Raw genomic sequence first — 13312 nt, 5'->3', positions numbered from 1 at the left:
GGACCTATCGCTTTCTCAGCATTCTCGATAGGTTACCCCCGTTGTCGAATAGTCTATCAACCTGCCCTTCCCGGTCAAGCTGTTCAAGCCGAGATCTGGCGCACCAATCCCTTGCTGTTCTCGGTCTTGACCGTTTGCTTAAGCTGCTTGGCCGCCGGAGCGGCAGCCTGCGCAGGCGCCGCCTCCTGCGCCTGGCTGGAACGGTAGCCGACGCGGAAGCCTCCCCAATGCTTGCCGTTCACGTAAATCGGCACCGAAAGATCGTGCATGACTTCGCCGGTATCGCGTTTATAAGTCTGCAACAGGAAGGGTTTTGTATTCGCCCCGCAACGCTTTCCGGTGCGATCGCTGAAGATGCGCTTGGTGCGATTGTTGACCAGGTCGGTGTCGTAGTCGCCGGTCAGCGGCTTGGAGAATTTCTTGTTGTGCGTGGGGAAATACCCGTTGTTGTCCACCGCACCGGCATACGCCAGTTGCGGCATGGCATCGAGAATCGCTTCCTGCACATCCGGCAGCACGCGATCCGTGAAGGCGTCGAATTGCGTGGTGTGCTTGGGCGGATTGGTATTGGGCAGCGGTTTATAAGTGCGGTCGAACAAGGCGCCTTCGCTGATCCGGCCGGCGCTGATAGCCTCCTCAAACAGCTTGCCGATGCGCTTGGCGGCGGCCGTTGCGACTTTCTGGATGTCGTCGTGCTGGGTCTTGGCGTTGCTGGCGGCGATGGCGTCATAGACCAGTTCGGCGCGTTCCGACAAGGCCATGGCGGACGCCGCCACGCGCGGCAACTCGATGTCGGTCGCCAGCATGCCGTCGCGGATTTTGAGGATTGCTTCGGCAATGCGGTGGGTGGTTTCGACGTGCTCGCGGGAGGCGCGTGCGATCTGTTGGATCTCCTCTTCCGAAATGCCGGCGGAGCGCTCGATGTTGCCGAGGAAACCGTGCACGCGCTCGACATTCTGCGACGCCTCCAGCACCTTGGTGCTCAGGGCCTGCATGCCGCCGGAAGCCCGCTCGGCTTCTTCGGTAATCGAGCGCACCATTGCGCCGATGTCGTCGGTGGCTTCCTTGGTGCGCTGGGCGAGTTGCCGGACTTCGCCTGCCACCACCGCAAACCCGCGACCGTGTTCGCCGGCGCGTGCCGCTTCGATGGCGGCATTCAGCGCCAGCAAGTTGGTGCGTGCGGCGATTTCGCTGATGACTTCGGTGATGCCGTGGATGCGCTTGGATTTTTCCTGCAGCGCCGACATCATCGCCGACGCATTTTGCGCGTCGGTGCGCGCCTTGCCGATTTGCTCCAGTCCAAGGTCCACCTCCGCGCGGCCGGCCACGCTTTCGGCGCGCACGTCGGCGGCCACTTTGGAGGCGCGTTCGGCATTGGCCGCGATCTGTTCGGTGGTGCTTGCGTTCTGCTCCGAACCGGTGACGATGCCGTTTGCAGCCTGCACGTCCTGCGCGATCTTGTTCTTGATGGAGTCGACGAAATAGGAAGTCTCGGCGGCGCCGATCATGATGTGATCAATCTCGCTGCCGATCTTGTCGACGAAGCCGCCGCCCTGGTCCGACTCGCCGCGCCGCGCCAGGCGCGACAGACGCGACAAAATCACCGCCGCCGCCGTCGCAATCACTGCCAGCCACAACGGCGACAGCGGCACGGCCAGCGCGCCGAGACCGGCGAAAATGCCGGCGCCGACGGCGATGGGAACAACGACCTGAATCAGCACGTCCAGCGAGCGCGACAGCGCCCTGCTTTTCCTCTCGAACATACAGCAGTCTCCTTACGAGTTGCCGTCATGCCTGGTCTTGGTCTCATTGGCATGCACGGATGTCATCCGAACAACTTTTATCAGGAAGAAAATCTGAATACGCCGCGCCGTCCGCTATCCATTGTTCTGATTCGAGCAAATCGGCGCGCAGCCTTCCCCTATTTTTGACCCAGCTTACAAGGGATAACTTACGCGTAACTTATACGGAACCGTTTGGTGAGCATTCTCAAGGAACAGCGTTCAAAGGAATGCATAGGAAATGTATACTGCCCCGGCCGTACCCGCAGGTAGGCACAGCAGAGTGTCGTTCGGGGGAGATAGGGAAAGGTCGCCGCCGCCCGCCGGTCATGCCGGGGCGGCGGGATGAGGCATGGATGTTACTTGGGACGAACGCTGATGTGCTCATCCAGCGCGCGCTGCGCCAGCTCAAGCGATTTGAGCGCAGCCTGCCAGGGCTCATAGTCGGCCATCGTCAACCATTCGGCGCCCGGATTCTTCTTCCACTCTTCCAGCTTCTCATTCAATAACTCGTACTCGCAAAGCTGCGCTTCCAGCAGTGCCTCAATCTGCAGCCTCAGTTCATCGGCGCGCAATTTCCATGTATCAGGTGTTTCCATGTGGATCTCCATAAAGTCGCAGAATCCTAGCATGAAAAGCGCAGCACTCCGAAGCGGAAAAGATATGCCGCCACCGAAGCAGGCAAATGCGCGGGCGCGCTATACTCACCCGACGATATGCGCCTGGACGCGATAAGGCATATACGGGGAAACAGATAATCTTGCGACCGCAATGCCGGGGCGAAAACGGGAAGGGGAAAACACCGATGCAGGTAAAAAAGCCGATTGGCGCGACACGGTTTTGCGTCGCCGCACTGATCTTTGCCGCCGGCACAATCGTCTGCGGCAGCGCGCATGCCGCCACCGGCTACTACCTCGTGTCCGTCTACAGTGCCGAAAACCAGCTCTCCGTCGACTACAAATACTGGAACGCCAAGAAGCACGACAGCGCGCCGTTCGGCTCGCCCGAAATCGGCATCGGTTACGGCGTCACTTCGCAGTGGTACACCGAAGTCTATGGCGTCTACACGCAGACCGCCGCGCAAGGAACACGCTTCGGCAGCCTCAACTGGCAAAACGATTTCTTGCTGACGCAGGGCCAATACTGGTTCGACCTGGCCATTCACACCAACGTCGAGCAATACGCACGGGGTGACGGCTACGGCCTGGAATGGGGGCCGGTTTTCCAGACGGAAATTTGGCGCACCCAATTCAACGCCAACCTATTCCTGCAACGCGATTACCGCACCAGCCAGAGCAACGCCACCCAACTGGCATATCAATGGCAGGTCCGTCAACACTGGAAACCGCTGCTCAACTTCGGCCTGCAAGGCTTCGGCGAACTCGGCCGCTGGGACAATTGGAACAGCAAAGCCGACCAGTCGCATCGTATCGGCCCCGCGCTGTTCGGCACCTGGTACCTGCCCAACGCGCACAAGGTCCTGTATGAAACGGCCTACCTCATCGGCAAGAACGGCGGCCGTCCGGCCAAGAGCTTTACGATGCGGGTGCAGTACGCGTTCTAAAGTCAATGCTCCCTTGGCTGACTGCAAGGCTGCAGATGCTTTTCTGATTTTCGATTTTTGATTTCCGAGGGTGGAAAGCAAAACAGCACTGAACCGGCGATGCCGATTCAGTGCTGTTTTTCCTTACGGATTGCTCCGCGAGGTTTGATTCTATTGGTCGGGACGGAGTGATTCGAACACTCGACCCCTTGCACCCCATGCAAGTACGCTACCAGGCTGCGCTACGCCCCGACGAGCCGACAATTATAGCAGAGTGGGATTTGTTTTGTCTCTGCCAACATTGATCGCGATGATTATAGCGAGACCGCCGTGGTCTGATCCTTGTCATCCTTGTTTTTCTTGTCCTGCAGGCCCGGATCCTTCAGTTGCAGATTCTGCGCGCGCAACTTCTCGCGGATCAGGCGGAAGGCATCGACATCCAGCATCGGCGAAGCACTCGGCTGGCGCTTCTTTGCCTTCCTGCTGTCAGGACTTGCCGGCGCAGGGATTTCGCTGCTGCCCGCCGCGGCTTGGGCGAGCCGGCTATTTTCTTCGATCAGCCTCACCGCAGCAGCCGAAAGCGTGATCTTGTCGATCTGTACGGATGGCGCAGCGGCTGCAGTTGCCGTACTTGCAACCACAGGCGCAGCGTTTTCTGTCCTGGTCCCGACCGCATCGCTCGCATACGCGGATTGCGGCAGATTGCCGTTTGCGCCGATCAACATGACGTGCTCCCGCTGATTATTGTGATCCTCAGGTAACGGCCGCCGTCGCAACATCTTTAATACACGCCCCGCTATCAGGCGATATCACGTACCTCAAGCGCATCCACGCGATCCGGATAGAAGGCGACGTAATCCTTGATCGCCGCCACGGCAGCATACGGATCCTCGTAACTCCAGACCGCGTTGACCGAGCGTTCGCCGCCGATCGGGATGCTGTAGTACGAGCACTCGCCTTTGTAAGGACAATAGGTCTGATGATCGGTACGCTCCAGCAGGCTCTGGTCGACGTCTGCACGGGGAATGTAGTACACCGGCGGATAACTCGCCTCCTTCAAGGCGAGTGCCGCACGTGTATCGGCAATGGTGCGGCCGGCCAGCGAGACGACCACGCGGGCCGCAGTCGGCGTGATGGTGATGGGATGATCCGGTCCGGGGACCTTGACTGGTTTTGCGCTCATGGGATAACTCCTTGTTGAGACGACAACACGATCAACATGATCGCGCCTCGCGTGATGATAGGAGAGACGCCGGTACGACTGGTTCCGCATTCGGCATCACGACTTCACCAATGAAAAAAGCCCGCGAGTTTCAGCTCACGGGCTTTCTTTCGATTACTTGCTCAGTATTTCGTCGAGCTTCTTGTTGCCCATGCCGAAGCTGGCAATCGCAAGCAGACCCAGCAGGCCCAGCGCGCTACCCAGCCACAGCGTCGATGGAATACCCATCGCATCGACCACCACCCCGCCGACGAAAGAACCGACGGCGATGGCGACCTGCACGATGCTGACGAACAGCGCCGAACCGGCTTCCGGCAAATCCGGCGACGACAGCTGCAGCCAGATGCTCAGGCACAGGGGAATCGCACCGAAGGCGACGCCCCAGGCGATTACCATCGCGGTCACGCCGAGTTGCGACGCGTGCACCAGCGGCATGGCGAACAAGGCCACCATCAGCAACGCCACCACGCCGAACAACGAGGCCTGCAGATGACGCGTGACGAAGGCGGAAATCACCAGGTTGGACACGAAGCCGACGAAGCCGAACGCCAGCAGCACCGACGTGATCAGCGTCAGGCTGAAGCCGTTCTGCCCCAGGAAAGGCGCGATATAGGTGTACGACGAAAAATGCGCACCGAACACCAGCGCCACCATCAGCAAACTCTTGCGCGGATTGCGGCGGCTCACCAGCGTAGTCAGATCGCGGAAGCGGATCGCCGCCTTCGACGGCAGCGACGGCAACAGCAAAGTTTGCGCCGCCAATGCCAGCGCAGCCAGAATGCCGGTCGCGATGAACGATGCGCGCCACGACGACAGGCCGCTAATGAAGGTGCCGAGCGGCACGCCGATAACGGTCGCGAACGTCACTCCGCTAAGGATCATCGCCGTTGCCTTGGCCGCATGTTCCTGCCGCACCAGACGACCGGCAGTCGCCAGCGCCAGCGTCCAGAAGCCGCCCAGAGCCGCTCCCAATAGCGCACGGCCGAGCAGCATGACGCCGAACGACGGCGCAAAGGCCGACACCAGGTTCGATGCCAGCAACAGTACCGATAGCATCAGCAAGATGAAGCGGCGGTTGATGCGCCCCGCCCCAAGCATCAGACCCGGCGCCGAAATGGCCGCGACCACACCCGGCGTCGTCACCATCAGGCCGGCGGTTCCCGGCGATACGCCGAGGTCATGCGCGATCTGCGGCAACAGGCCGACCGGCAAGAACTCGGTCGTGACGAAAGCAAACGCGCCGGTCGCCACTGCAACTACCGACAACCACGAACGCAAAGGCGAGGCCGCGTTTTCCGCCGCGCTGAGCGGGTCGTGCGAGACCTCGACCGGCGCGTTATTCACCGCGATATTCTTTTCCATTAAAAACTCCTGAATCTGTTTGACCCTGCGCCGCCCCAGCGCCTTGGATCGATTGTGTGTGAATGCATGCAGCCGCCGCCAACCGGTGATGCCGGCTGCAGTGAAATGCAATGTCCTGCCTGTTTCGTCGCCCGTCTTGCAGATGCCCGCCGCCAAAACTGTCTTATTTTTAATGACAGTTATGAAATAAAAATGAGGACCGTTGACCGATCCTCCTTTTTCGAGCATCCCTGAATGCGGCTTTTCGCCTTATGCGCAAGGCCTGGTAATCCAAAATCAGATCATCGGCCTTGTCGTGAATTTCATTGTTGATCCGGCCCGCTTGCTAGCCGCAGATCGTGGTGACCAGTTCGGATAGTTTCCTGCCCTTCAGCACTTTCAGCATCGCGCCCTCGACTTCGGAAATCACCGGTTCCAGCGCCATATCCATGCCGCAACTGACGCGGCAACATGGATCCTTGGGCCGCGTATTGTGCTTGAGCACCGGCTCTTCTTCCACCGCCTGGTAAATTTCAGCCAGGCTGATTTGCGAAGCCGCGCGCGCCAGTTGCGCGCCGCCGCCCTTGCCTTCCTTGGTCACGACCAGATGCGCCTTCGACAACTTGCGCAGCAGTTCGCGAACAAACACCGGATTGGTGTTGACGCTGGCCGCGATGGCGGCGGAGGACAAAAAAGCTTCCCCTCCCCGGGTCGCGTGCTCGACGCTGACCAATATGTGTGCCGCCACGGCAAATCGACTCGACTTCATACTGTATTTATATTCGATACAGATAGCGAAGTCAAGCAACTTGTCCGAATATGCTTATGCACCTGTTAAAACAACAAGCCCGAAACGAGCCTGATCAAGCGTCCGCAGCCGTCGATGTCGGCACGACCGTAATCTCGGTCAGCACCGAATTGGCCAGGAAACATTCTTCATGGGCCGCATGGTGCAGGACCTCGTCCTCATCCGACGTCGGCACACGGCCGCGATACACGACGACCGGTTGCAAGGTCGCCTTGCTGACCACCAGCTTGCCCCTGGCGTTCTTTTCCATCACGGCGCCGGCGCGGTCGACATAGCGATCGACCACGAAACCACGCTTTGCCGCGATGGCCAGGAACGTCAGCATATGGCAACTCGACAGCGACGCCAGGTAAGCCTCTTCCGGATCGACATTGTCCGGCGAGGAATACGGCAAAGGAACGATATGCGGCGATGACGACGCCGGCACTTCCACCCCGCCGTCGAAACGCCAGCGATGCACGCGGCTGTAGCGGTTGTCGGCGAACGCCTCTTCACTGCCGCGCGCCCACAAGATGGTTGCCTCGATTTCTATCATGTGCAATCTCCCGTCGAAGTGCGCCAGCATACCTGCAAAATTCCCCGGCTGCAGGCGAGCGTTTGGCGCCGGCCAACGAAAAAGCCCCGCACGGATGCGAGGCTTTCGAATTTTTTGGCTCCCCGACCTGGACTCGAACCAGGGACCTGCGGATTAACAGTCCGTCGCTCTACCGACTGAGCTATCAGGGAACAGCTGAGGGCGCGATTATGAACTAAATTTTCCTTCGCGGCTATATTTCCACGCCAGAAAATTGCTAAATAATTCGCTACGCACCGCCCTCTTCTTCATCGCGCATTGCGGACAACGCGCGACCACGAAAAACGATTCTGAAACATCTCGCGCTTGCTCGCCACCAGGCATGCGGCGCCATGCAGAAACAAACTCCGGAATAGAAAAAGCCCCGCACGAATGCGAGGCTTCTTCGATTTTTTTGGCTCCCCGACCTGGACTCGAACCAGGGACCTGCGGATTAACAGTCCGTCGCTCTACCGACTGAGCTATCAGGGAACAGCTGAGAAAAAGATTATGACTTGATTTTCACTTCCTGTCAAAACCTTTTTGCGTCCCGCCCGTTTCAGGGTGGAACGCTTTTCTCTTTAGAGCACCTTGGCGATGGCGTCAACGACGGCGTCGATATTCTTGCTGTTCAGTGCGGCGACGCAAATGCGGCCGGTATCAACGGCATAGATCGAGAACTCATTGCGCAGACGCTCGACTTGCGCCTTGGTCAGGCCCGAGTACGAGAACATGCCGCGTTGCTTGATGACGAAGTCGAAATCGTGCGCAGGCGCTTTTTCCTTCAGCTTCGCGACCAGCAGCTGACGCATTTCGCGGATGCGCACGCGCATCTCGGCCAGTTCGCTTTCCCACAGAGCACGCAGTTCCGGCGAAGCCAGTGCAGTGGCGACAACCTGGCCACCGTGGATCGGCGGGTTGGAATAGTTGGTGCGCACCACTCGCTTGAGTTGCGACAGCACGCGTGCAGCTTCTTCGTTGGTCGAAGCGACGATGCTCAGCGCGCCGACGCGCTCGCCGTACAGCGAGAACGACTTCGAGAACGAGTTCGACACGAACAACGGACCGCCTGCTTCAGCGAAGCGACGCACGACCTTGCCGTCTTCTTCGATGCCGTCGCCGAAACCTTGATAGGCCATGTCGAGGAACGGGATCAGGCCGCGCGATGTCACTACTTCAATGACTTGGGTCCATTGATCGGCAGTCAGGTCGGCGCCGGTCGGGTTGTGGCAGCATGCGTGCAGCAGCACGACCGAGCCGGAGGCCATAGTCTTGAGCGCATCGAGCATGCCCGCGAAGTTCACGCCGCGGGTGGCCGCGTCGTAGTAGGGATAGTTGTTGACGGTGAAGCCGGCCATCTCGAACAGCGCGCGATGGTTTTCCCAGCTCGGGTCGCTGATCCAGATCTGGGTCGATGCCGGCGAGAAATGTTTGATGAAGTCGGCGCCGAGCTTCAGTGCGCCGGTGCCGCCCAGGGCTTGCACGGTGATCGCGCGCTTCTCTTGAACAACCGCGCTATCGGCACCAAATACCAATTCCTGGACCGCCTTGTCGTACGTTGCCAGACCGTCGATCGGCAAATAGGTACGCGGCGCCAGTTTGGCGGCCAGTTCAGCTTCCGCCTTTTTCACGCACTCCAGCAACGGCACCTTGCCGTTATCGTCATAGTAGACGCCAACGCCGAGGTTGGTTTTGCCTGGATTCTTGTCGGCATTGTATGCATCGGTAATGCCGAGGATAGGGTCGCGGGGCGCCATTTCGATGGCGGTGAAGAGGGAGGCTGAGAGAGATGCGTTCATCGTGATAACATAAAAAGTTAGCTGCAAACGTAGATTGCAGTCGGGATGGATGCAGGGCAAAGCCGCGAGCCGAGCACCGTTTTGCAACACGTAATTTTACCAAAGGTCGAATGACAATGGCTGATTTATCCCCCGTTACTGCAGCATCTTCTACGCTCGACGAGAGCAAGTTCCTGACGTTCCCGGATTCTCCTTACCGTCTGTACCAGCCCTTCCCGCCTGCCGGCGACCAGCCGGCCGCAATCGAGAAGCTGGTCGAAGGGGTGCATGACGGCCTGTTCTTCCAGACCCTGCTGGGCGTCACCGGTTCGGGCAAGACCTATACGATGGCCAACGCCATCGCACGTCTCGGCCGGCCGGCAATCATCTTCGCGCCGAACAAAACGCTGGCAGCGCAGCTTTACAGCGAATTTCGCGAGTTCTTTCCGCAAAATGCGGTCGAATATTTCGTCAGCTACTACGATTACTACCAGCCGGAAGCCTACGTCCCGCAGCGCGATCTGTTCATCGAGAAAGATTCCTCGATCAACGAACACATCGAACAGATGCGCCTGTCGTGCACCAAGTCGCTGATGGAGCGGCGTGACGTTGTCATTGTGGCAACCGTCTCGGCGATTTACGGTATCGGTAACCCCAACGAATACCACCAGATGATCCTGACCTTGCGCGCCAAGGACAAGGTCAGCCAGCGCGACGTCATCGCGCGCCTGATCCAGATGCAATACTCGCGCAACGAAGTCGACTTCGGCCGCGGCACCTTCCGCGTGCGCGGCGACACCATTGACGTGTTCCCCGCCGAGCATGCCGAACTGGCCGTGCGCATCGAGATGTTCGACGATGAAATCGACAGCCTGCAATTGTTCGACCCGCTGACCGGCCGCGTGCGCCAGAAGATTCCGCGCTTCACCGTTTATCCCGGTTCGCACTACGTCACCCCGCGTGCAACGGTGCTGCGCGCCATCGAGACGATCAAGGACGAGTTGCGCGAACGGCTGGAATTCTTCCGCAAGGAAAACAAGCTGATCGAAGAACAGCGCCTTGAGCAGCGCACTCGTTTCGACATCGAAATGATGACCGAGATCGGCTTCACCAAGGGCATCGAAAACTATTCGCGCCACCTGTCCGGCGCCAAGGCCGGCGATCCGCCGCCGACGCTGGTGGATTACCTGCCGGCGGATGCGATCATGTTCCTCGATGAGTCGCACGTGCTGATCGGCCAGCTCAACGGCATGTACAACGGCGACCGCGCCCGCAAGACCAATCTGGTCGACTACGGCTTCCGGCTGCCGTCGGCGCTGGACAATCGGCCACTCAAGTTCGACGAGTTCCAGGGCAAGATGCGCCAGACCATTTTCGTCTCGGCCACGCCCGCCGAATATGAAAACACCCATTCCGACCAGGTGGTCGAGCAAGTGGTGCGTCCGACCGGCCTGGTCGACCCGCTGATTTCCGTGCGTCCTGCAACGACCCAGGTCGACGACCTGATGCAGGAAATCACCATGCGCGTGAAGAAGAACGAGCGCGTGCTGGTGACCACGCTGACCAAGCGCATGTCGGAGCAGCTGACTGAATTCCTCAGCGACAACGGCGTCAAGGTGCGCTATCTGCACAGCGACATCGACACCGTCGAACGCGTTGAAATCATCCGCGACCTGCGCCTTGGCACCTTCGACGTGCTGGTCGGCATCAACCTGCTGCGCGAAGGCCTGGATATTCCCGAAGTCTCGCTGGTGGCGATTCTCGACGCCGACAAGGAAGGCTTCCTGCGTTCCGAGCGCAGCCTGATCCAGACCATCGGCCGCGCCGCGCGCAACCTCAACGGCATGGCGATCCTGTATGGCGACAAGGTCACCGACTCGATGCAGAAAGCCATCGGCGAAACCGAACGCCGCCGGGCCAAGCAGCTTGCCTTCAACGAAGCCAACGGCATCACGCCTATGGGCATCAAGAAGGAAATCCGCGAACTGATCGACGGCGTCTACAGCCCGCAGGAAGCGCGCGTGGAACTGATGGTGGCGCAGGAACAGGCCAACTACGAAGCCATGAGCGAAAAGCAGGTCAGCAAGGAAATCAAGCGCCTCGAAAAGCTCATGCAGGAGCACGCCAAGAACCTCGAGTTCGAAAAAGCCGCCAAGGTGCGCGACCAGTTGCACCAGCTCAAGCAGCAATTGTTCGGCGCGGCCGGCGACGATACGGTGGCGGTGGCGTAATTGCGTTCGTCATGAAGCATCCCGGGCTGCCCGCATTGATTTATGATGCGGGCAGCTTTTTTATTTCCGATCAACCCTCAGCAATCGCTTCCTCATGCCGGCTACCGTCCCGACCGCCCTGCTCGACCTCTGCGCCACTGCCGATCCGTCCTGGCGCGCCATCCTGAAAACCGGCCTGCAGGCCATCGCCGCTCTCGACCCGGACTATCTTCCCGCGCTGGTGCAAGACGCGACCTATCTGCCGACCGAAGGCCGCATCTTCGCCGCGTTCAAACAGCCGATCGACGAGGTCCGCTACGTGTTGGTCGGCGAAGGCCCTTATCCGCGCGCGGCCAGCGCCACCGGCGTGTGCTTCATGGACGGCGCGGTCGGTTCGCTGTGGTCGGACAAGGGCTTGTCCAAACAAGTCAACCGGGCGACTTCACTGCGCAATTTCATGAAGATGCTGCTGGTCGCCGATGGCCGCGTGCCGGTCGACAAGACCAGCGGTGACGCCCTGCTCGACATCGCCGCCAAAGCGCAGGCCGACACCGCAGGCACCGTCCAGACACTGGCCGACCTGCAGGACAACCTGACCGCGCAGGGCTTCCTGCTGCTCAACGCCAGCCTGGTGTTCCGCACGCACGTCAAGCCGGTCAAGGATGCCAAAGCCTGGAAACCGTTCTTTGAAACCGTATTGAAGGGATTGGCGCAGTACGCCGAGGAAAAGAAGAAAGCGCTGCCGACGCTGGTCCTGTGGGGCAAGATCGCCGAGGAGCTGCACGGCTTGCCGGTGGTGGAACGCTTTCCGCGCGCCGTGGCGGAGCATCCCTACAACCTGAGCTTCATCGCTCACAGCGGAATGCAGGAGTTGTTCGGCCCCATGCATCTGCTGAAAAAGAAAAAGCGCGCCTGAGCATTGCCCCGGCGCGCAAAAAAGCCGGCCCTCGGCTACGGCTGCGGGCCGGCTTTTTTCATCTCAATTACTTTGCGAAAATCTGGTTCATCGAGGCGAAACCCTTGAACTCCAGCGAGTTGCCCGATGGGTCCTGGAAGAACATGGTCGACTGTTCGCCCGGCTCGCCCTTGAAACGCGTCTGCGGTTCGACGATGAACGATACGCCAGCCGCGGCGATGCGCCGAGCCAAGGCGTCCCATGACGTCTGATCGAGGATGATGCCGAAGTGCGGGATCGGCACGTTGTTGCCGTCGACGTTGCCGGCGCCCTGCGGCACCACCAGGTCTTTTTTCAGATGCAGCGACAACTGGTGTCCCATGCAATCGAAGTCGACCCAGCGCTCGGTGCTGCGGCCTTCCGAAAATCCCAGCACGCCGCCGTAAAAACCGCGCGCCTCGTCGAGGTCGCGCACGAAGAAAGCCAGGTGAAATGGGTGCAATGCGTTCATGTTCCGTTCCAGTTTGGGCAAATACATAGCTTATCGCATTCCGGTCATCGGGGCGGCAAGCCGCCTGCCGATCGCGGGCATGGCAAGAACATGAGACGGTTTCGCGCCGCCTGCGGCAGATCCTGCGCAGGCGATAACTTGCGGTGTCGAGTCAGAGGGCAGCGACAAAATTCGCTGCGGTGTCGCCGTATCCCGTGCATGCGGGACGGCATCTTGATTGCCGCGAGCCGGGGAAAATTCGTTCCGGCTCGGTCTCCAGGGTGGCGCATTTCAGGTTTCAGGATTGAAACCGGCGCCCATCATTTACATCTCTGGCATCACGCCAACATTCCAGCTGCATTGCAGTTTCATTGCAGCTTGTTTCAGCCCTTACGGCTGCAGCAGCAATCAGAATTGCGCTTGCAGTTGCGACAGTGCGCGCAAATGGCTGCGATCGAGTTCACGCAAACGGCGTTCCATCTCGGCGTGGCTGGTAACGCCTTCCAGGTAAGGAGCATCGTTGAGGTCGAACAGCGCGCCGTCGACAGTCTTGGCAGGCGAGCTGAATGCGCGCTCGACAAAGAACTGGAAAGCTTCCAGCAAACTCTGTAAATTATTAGAAAAACCGGCGGATTGATAAGTAGTCATTTCTTTCTTTCACATGAATAACGTTGCAGTGATAGTGAGAATA

The 13312-nt window shown here is 59.5% G+C and carries 13 protein-coding genes and 3 tRNA genes; 3 read left to right on the top strand and 13 right to left on the bottom strand.

Annotated elements, in window-relative coordinates:
• Positions 1-83 precede the first annotated feature (83 nt).
• Positions 84-1763 carry a methyl-accepting chemotaxis protein gene (locus F506_RS10150; RefSeq protein ID WP_053197122.1) on the bottom strand — a complete coding sequence of 560 codons (1680 nt, stop codon included), beginning with the start codon at positions 1761-1763 and terminating at the stop codon, positions 84-86.
• Positions 1764-2140: 377 nt separating this feature from the next.
• A complete protein-coding gene (locus tag F506_RS10145) occupies positions 2141-2380 on the bottom strand; it encodes a hypothetical protein (protein ID WP_053197120.1) in 240 nt (79 codons plus the stop codon).
• 206 nt (positions 2381-2586) lie between these two features.
• Here F506_RS10145 and F506_RS10140 point away from each other — a divergent pair, with 206 nt between their 5' ends.
• On the top strand, positions 2587-3345 hold the full coding sequence (locus F506_RS10140; protein WP_053197118.1) for a hypothetical protein: 759 nt from the start codon (positions 2587-2589) through the stop codon (positions 3343-3345).
• A 154-nt stretch (positions 3346-3499) separates the two neighbouring features.
• Here F506_RS10140 and F506_RS10135 read toward each other — a convergent pair.
• From F506_RS10135 to F506_RS10095, 9 genes are all read right to left on the bottom strand, one after another.
• Positions 3500-3576, bottom strand: a tRNA-Pro gene (locus F506_RS10135).
• A gap of 62 nt (positions 3577-3638) precedes the next feature.
• Entirely contained in the window at positions 3639-4049 is a 411-nt protein-coding gene (locus F506_RS10130) for a hypothetical protein (RefSeq protein WP_053197116.1), read from the bottom strand.
• Between the two features lie 74 nt (positions 4050-4123).
• A complete protein-coding gene (locus F506_RS10125; protein ID WP_053197114.1) occupies positions 4124-4507 on the bottom strand; it encodes a DUF427 domain-containing protein in 384 nt (127 codons plus the stop codon).
• Between the two features lie 153 nt (positions 4508-4660).
• A complete protein-coding gene (locus tag F506_RS10120) occupies positions 4661-5908 on the bottom strand; it encodes an MFS transporter (protein WP_053197112.1) in 1248 nt (415 codons plus the stop codon).
• A 325-nt stretch (positions 5909-6233) separates the two neighbouring features.
• Positions 6234-6656: an Rrf2 family transcriptional regulator gene (locus F506_RS10115; protein ID WP_083457740.1), complete on the bottom strand. Its 423-nt coding sequence runs from the start codon at positions 6654-6656 to the stop codon at positions 6234-6236.
• Between the two features lie 94 nt (positions 6657-6750).
• Positions 6751-7230 (bottom strand): OsmC family protein, encoded by a 480-nt coding sequence (locus F506_RS10110; protein ID WP_053201457.1) that lies wholly within the window; start codon positions 7228-7230, stop codon positions 6751-6753.
• A 115-nt stretch (positions 7231-7345) separates the two neighbouring features.
• Positions 7346-7421: transfer RNA gene (locus F506_RS10105), tRNA-Asn, on the bottom strand.
• A 243-nt stretch (positions 7422-7664) separates the two neighbouring features.
• Positions 7665-7740, bottom strand: a tRNA-Asn gene (locus F506_RS10100).
• A gap of 89 nt (positions 7741-7829) precedes the next feature.
• Positions 7830-9047, bottom strand: a complete 1218-nt coding sequence (locus F506_RS10095) for an amino acid aminotransferase (protein WP_053197110.1) — start codon at positions 9045-9047, stop codon at positions 7830-7832.
• 116 nt (positions 9048-9163) lie between these two features.
• On the opposite strand from F506_RS10095, the gene uvrB reads away from it, so the two are divergent.
• Both uvrB and F506_RS10085 read left to right on the top strand, forming a co-directional pair.
• Entirely contained in the window at positions 9164-11257 is a 2094-nt protein-coding gene (gene uvrB / locus F506_RS10090; protein WP_053197108.1) for an excinuclease ABC subunit UvrB, read from the top strand.
• A 94-nt stretch (positions 11258-11351) separates the two neighbouring features.
• Complete coding sequence (locus tag F506_RS10085; RefSeq protein WP_053197106.1) at positions 11352-12152, top strand: uracil-DNA glycosylase family protein; 801 nt, start codon at positions 11352-11354, stop codon at positions 12150-12152.
• Between the two features lie 67 nt (positions 12153-12219).
• Here F506_RS10085 and F506_RS10080 read toward each other — a convergent pair whose 3' ends face one another.
• Together F506_RS10080 and F506_RS10075 are read right to left on the bottom strand one after the other, a co-directional pair.
• Positions 12220-12642 carry a VOC family protein gene (locus F506_RS10080; RefSeq protein ID WP_053201455.1) on the bottom strand — a complete coding sequence of 141 codons (423 nt, stop codon included), beginning with the start codon at positions 12640-12642 and terminating at the stop codon, positions 12220-12222.
• A gap of 387 nt (positions 12643-13029) precedes the next feature.
• Positions 13030-13269, bottom strand: a complete 240-nt coding sequence (locus F506_RS10075; RefSeq protein WP_053197104.1) for a hypothetical protein — start codon at positions 13267-13269, stop codon at positions 13030-13032.
• Between the last annotated feature and the right edge of the window lie 43 nt (positions 13270-13312).

It is taken from the genome of Herbaspirillum hiltneri N3 (assembly GCF_001267925.1).
In the GTDB taxonomy this organism is placed as follows: Bacteria; Pseudomonadota; Gammaproteobacteria; order Burkholderiales; family Burkholderiaceae_D; genus Herbaspirillum; species Herbaspirillum hiltneri.
The sequence above is the reverse complement of the archived record's forward strand: the minus strand, read 5'-3'. Positions and strand labels throughout refer to the sequence as shown.